General features: G+C 49.9%; 5 protein-coding genes. 4 read left to right on the forward strand and 1 reads right to left on the reverse strand.

The window, feature by feature from the left end; all coding sequences use genetic code 11:
- The first annotated feature begins 93 nt into the window (after positions 1-93).
- The 3 genes from ACLQ7H_RS00780 to rluF all read left to right on the forward strand — a co-directional run bounded on the left by ACLQ7H_RS00780 (position 94) and on the right by rluF (position 2,151).
- Complete coding sequence (locus tag ACLQ7H_RS00780; protein WP_411751023.1) at positions 94-510, forward strand: cytochrome c3 family protein; 417 nt, start codon at positions 94-96, stop codon at positions 508-510.
- Between the two features lie 11 nt (positions 511-521).
- Positions 522-1,106, forward strand: coding sequence for a cytochrome c3 family protein (locus tag ACLQ7H_RS00785; protein ID WP_411751024.1), 585 nt, complete (start codon positions 522-524; stop codon positions 1,104-1,106).
- A 283-nt stretch (positions 1,107-1,389) separates the two neighbouring features.
- Positions 1,390-2,151, forward strand: coding sequence for a 23S rRNA pseudouridine(2604) synthase RluF (rluF, locus tag ACLQ7H_RS00790; protein ID WP_411751025.1), 762 nt, complete (start codon positions 1,390-1,392; stop codon positions 2,149-2,151).
- A gap of 81 nt (positions 2,152-2,232) precedes the next feature.
- Here the strand turns inward: rluF and ACLQ7H_RS00795 are convergent, their stop codons facing one another.
- A complete protein-coding gene (locus ACLQ7H_RS00795; RefSeq protein ID WP_411751026.1) occupies positions 2,233-2,547 on the reverse strand; it encodes a hypothetical protein in 315 nt (104 codons plus the stop codon).
- A 535-nt stretch (positions 2,548-3,082) separates the two neighbouring features.
- On the opposite strand from ACLQ7H_RS00795, the gene ACLQ7H_RS00800 reads away from it, so the two are divergent.
- Positions 3,083-4,479: phosphoethanolamine transferase (locus ACLQ7H_RS00800; protein ID WP_411751027.1), on the forward strand; the 1,397-nt coding region annotated here is incomplete at its 3' end.

A 4,479-nucleotide genomic window follows, 5' to 3' on the forward strand; every position in this document is an offset into this window, starting at 1 on the left:
CCGCCTGCGGCAGCCTTGACTGCGGTGTCTTTGGGCTAATTGCAGGCAAGAATGCGGCGCTTGAAAAGCCCTGGGCTTAATATGGAGAGCACGATGATGTTGAAAAAAATCCTGCTTTTTTTTGTCACGGTGAGCCTGGGTTTATTGTCGCTAACCCTGTCGGCTGGACAGATCGCTTCCCAACCTGCGACGCCGTTGGCTAACGGGCAACATGCGCTCAAACCTCATCACCAGAAGATGCAGTTTAGCTGTAATGCCTGCCACCAGGGGCAGGATCCGAGCGCCTATAAACCACTATCCACTAAAGAGTGTCTTGCCTGCCACGGTTCAGCCGAGAAGGTAGCCCGACGAACCAGCTTTATGGATCCTAATCAGACCAACCCGCATCGTTCATTGCATGATGGCTTAGATTTGGACTGCTATGAGTGCCATGCAGAACATAAACCCTCCACTAACCTGTGCCAAGTATGCCACGACAACACCGCAGACTGGTTTGGTCCAACGCCATGAAGGGAGGCAACATGACACGAATGCGTTTTATGGTTTTGCTGATAGCGGTCATTGGGTTGGTTAGCGTCGGCATCAGTCTACTGGGCGCGGAGGTTGTCAAGCGTACCAGTGATGAGAACTTCTGTGGTGCCTGCCATGTCATGCAGCCAATGGTGACAACATTTAACCAGGATATTCACGGAGGTAATAATCCTCACGGATTTAAAGCGGAATGCGTCGATTGCCATTTACCCCACACTTCGACAGCGGCTTATTTGCTTTCAAAAGGGACGCAGGGAGCGAATGACGTGATCAAGATGCTGTTTACCGACACGGATAACATCAACTGGCTTGAACGGCGAAAAGAACGCGAGCACTTTGTTTTTGATTCCGGTTGCCTGAGTTGCCACCAGACTTTGCTGACTAAAACGCAGGCGAGGAATGTTAAATCATTACAAATGCATCAGCACTATCAGGCGACGCAGAAAACTGCCGATCCACTGACCTGTGTCTCTTGTCATGTCACGATTGGCCATAATGGTACGCTACGTTCTGAACTGAATAAAACCCAGCCTGAGTATAAGTTTTTACAACAGTTGCCAGAGCAGAAACCCTGATTGTCTATATTGTTCCTGTTGGTTTGTTAACTTTGGCTTTGCGTCATTGATTCGGTAAAATTAGCCAAATAAGACACCATAAAGCCCACGCCGTTGTGTGGGCTTTATGGCATCAGATGATTCTGGCGAGTTATTGTCTTGCAGACAACCCTGCTCTATATGAGTTGGCGTTTGCCATTGTTGGGGGGCGGCCAGTGAGGTCAATCACGCGATAGCGTCAAAAAATAAAAAGGAGACGCCGTGCCCCCCAGGTAATGTATAGTTCGCGTTTAACGGGGAAATCATGCTCACTCACTCATCTATTCGCCTGAACAAATACATTAGCGACAGCGGCATGTGTTCTCGTCGCACTGCCGACCTCCACATCAAGCAAGGCAACGTTTCCATCAACGACAGGTTAGCCTCTGTGGGCGCTCAGGTTTTTATCGGGGATGTGGTGAAAGTTAACGGCCAACCGATCGAACCGCGTGATGCGGGCGACTTGGTGCTTATCGCACTGAATAAGCCTGTAGGCATCCTCACCAGCATGGGAAAGCACGAGCGGGATAACCTCGGTGATTTCGTTAATCACAGCAGACGCGTCTTTCCCATCGGGCGCTTGGATAAAGACTCCCAGGGGTTGATTTTCCTGACCAATGACGGCGAGTTGGTCAATAAGATCCTCCGAGCCGGCAACAATCATCAAAAAGAGTATCTGGTCACCGTCAACAAACCGGTAACCGATGAGTTTATTCAGGGCATGAGCGCAGGCGTCCCCATGCTGGGTACGGTGACGCAAAAATGCCTCGTGGAGAAAGAAGCCCCGCAGGTGTTTCGCATCACGCTGGTGCAAGGGCTTAACCGACAAATCCGCCGCATGTGCAAATATTTTGGTTATGAAGTCACCAAGCTTGAGCGCGCACGGATTATGAATATCGCTCTGAAAGGGTTGCCGCTGGGCGAATGGCGGGACTTTACCGCTAATGAACGGATCGAGCTATTTAAGCTGGTTGAACACTCCTCGTCCGAGGATATTGCCACCTCGAGGGACGGCGGCCAGGCATAACCGCCTCATCATCATTCAATTGCGGGCAAGCACCGGATGCCAACCCAGTTTTAATGCAGCGCCAGTGAGCCCCTGACAAAATTATTTATGCGTAACGACCGGCGTACAGCTCGGTGCGCTCAGCGTTGGGGCCGACAATAAAAGACCCGGTAACATCATCGAAGAACAGTCGAAAATTCGTCCTTTATCAGTGGTCGCTCGGTAAGAAAGTTTCTGTCCACCCAAGGCATCGGGTTGGCCGCTATTCACATTGGTCACGGTAATCTCATCCGATGATCCCAGACCCAGCATTTTAGCTGTTTCCGCCTGCAACAGCGGGATTGCCTGATCGGTTTTCAATGTTGAACAACCTGCCGCCAATAGCGTAACAGTTAAAGCGATAAACATTCTTTTCATAAATCATCCTTTAAAACCAAACAGAATCCTGATGGGTCTCACTATTTTTCAGCGTATGAACTCCCGGGTAATATATTTCTCCGTCGTAAATAAAGGAACCCTCCTAAGGTAGGGTATCGATTCATGAGAATACGGTGTGGGCATAGCTGCCCAAGCGACGATTTGGCGTGATAGGCGTTCGATTGCTCATCAGTCAATCACTGATTAAGCTGAAAAAATGCATTGCGTTACCTGATAATCTGGGGCGTACTGATAGCGATCCGCCCTCACTGAGCGGGTCTTAAATTTCATTTAAAATCAGTACGTTACCACCTTTACTTGTTATTCAGTTCGACATTGCCATCAACCTCTCAACACAGCCGATAATTATCAGTTGATCTTGTTTTCATTCGGCTCTATCTTCTCGCATCCGGGTACATGAAGCGGCTCGCTGGATGCGGTCTATCCCTCCTCCACCCCTTTCCGTCTACCAAACGGATTTATGACTCTTCTCTTGTCAGAGTTACCACACAGCATTTGATAAATTTCGGTAAACATGAACTCAACGGTTAAAGATACCCTGGCAGCGCGTGACGTCACCCTAACCCCGTGGACAGGCATTTACTTCCTGCAGTCGCTGCTGATCAACTTCGCTCTCGGCTATCCATTTAGTTTACTGTATGCCGTGGCGTTCAGCTGTGTGTTATTGCTGCTATGGCGTCTCAGCCCACGCTTGCAAAAGAGTGTGATCGGGCTGTGTAGCCTCATCGCCGCCATGTATTTCCCATTCGCTCAGGCCTATGGCTCGCCCAATTTCAATACCCTGCTGGCGTTACACTCGACCACGGTGGAAGAGTCCAGCGAGATATTGACCATCTTCCCGTGGTACAGCTATCTGGTGTCCCTGTTTATTCTGGCACTGGGCATTATTGCGTTGCGCCGTAAGCCAACCCCTAAAGGCGCTTGGAACACCCTCCACAGCTTGTGTCTCACCATCAGCGTGGTCTGCTTTTTTGTCACGCCAGTACAGAATCTGGCGTATGGTGGCGTATTTAAATTGACCGACTCTGGTTATCCCGCCTTTCGCTTCATCAGAGATGTGATCGTCAATAACCAGGAAGTGATTGATGAAAAAGCCCGTATGCAGGCGTTTTCGCAGTTGAAAGATTCCTGGAACGTATTGGCAGTGAAACCGAAATATCACATCTACATGGTAGTGATCGGTGAAAGCGCGCGGCGAGATGCGTTGGGTGCGTTTGGTGGGCACTGGGACAATACTCCCTTTGCCAACCAGGTAAACGGTAATCTGTTCATGGATTATATTGCTGCCAGCGGCTCAACACAGAAGTCACTCGGTATGACGTTAACCCGAGTCGTTAACGGTAAACCACAATATCAGGATAACTTCGTTACGCTGGCCAACCGGGCAGGTTTTCAGACCTGGTGGTTCTCAAACCAAGGCCAGATTGGTGAATATGACACCGCTATCGCCAGCATTGCCAAACGTGCCGATGAAGTGCAGTTTCTGAAAAACGGTGATTTTGAAGCGGATAAGAATACCCATGACGAAACGCTGCTCAAGATGACCGCCCAGGTTTTTGCCGCCCCACGCAGCACTAACCCGCAGTTGATCGTCTTACACCTGATGGGTTCACATCCGCAAGCCTGCGACCGGACTCAAGGGAAATACGTGGACTTTGTGCAGTCCAAAGAAACCTCCTGCTATCTTTACACCATGACGCAAACTGACAGCCTGCTGAAACAGCTCTATCAGCAGTTACGCGATACCGGGGAAAGTTTCTCAATGGTCTACTTCTCCGATCACGGCCTGGCGTTTAAAGAGCGCGGCACCCAGGTGCAATATCTGGCGCACGACGACCAGTTTCAACAAAATTTTCAGGTCCCCTTTATGGTGCTTTCCAGCGATGACACCGAACACCGTCTGATTAAAGC

This window comes from Serratia sp. (in: enterobacteria) (genome assembly GCF_046715635.1).
Lineage (GTDB): Bacteria > Pseudomonadota > Gammaproteobacteria > Enterobacterales > Enterobacteriaceae > Chania.

Excerpts from the sequence above, each read along its gene's own strand:
- ACLQ7H_RS00780 (WP_411751023.1), top strand. The coding sequence starts at position 94 with ATGATGTTGAAAAAAATCCTGCTTTTTTTTGTCACGGTGAGCCTGGGT.
- ACLQ7H_RS00785 (WP_411751024.1), top strand. The coding sequence starts at position 522 with ATGACACGAATGCGTTTTATGGTTTTGCTGATAGCGGTCATTGGGTTG.
- rluF (WP_411751025.1), top strand. The coding sequence starts at position 1,390 with ATGCTCACTCACTCATCTATTCGCCTGAACAAATACATTAGCGACAGC.
- ACLQ7H_RS00795 (WP_411751026.1), bottom strand. The coding sequence starts at position 2,547 with ATGAAAAGAATGTTTATCGCTTTAACTGTTACGCTATTGGCGGCAGGT.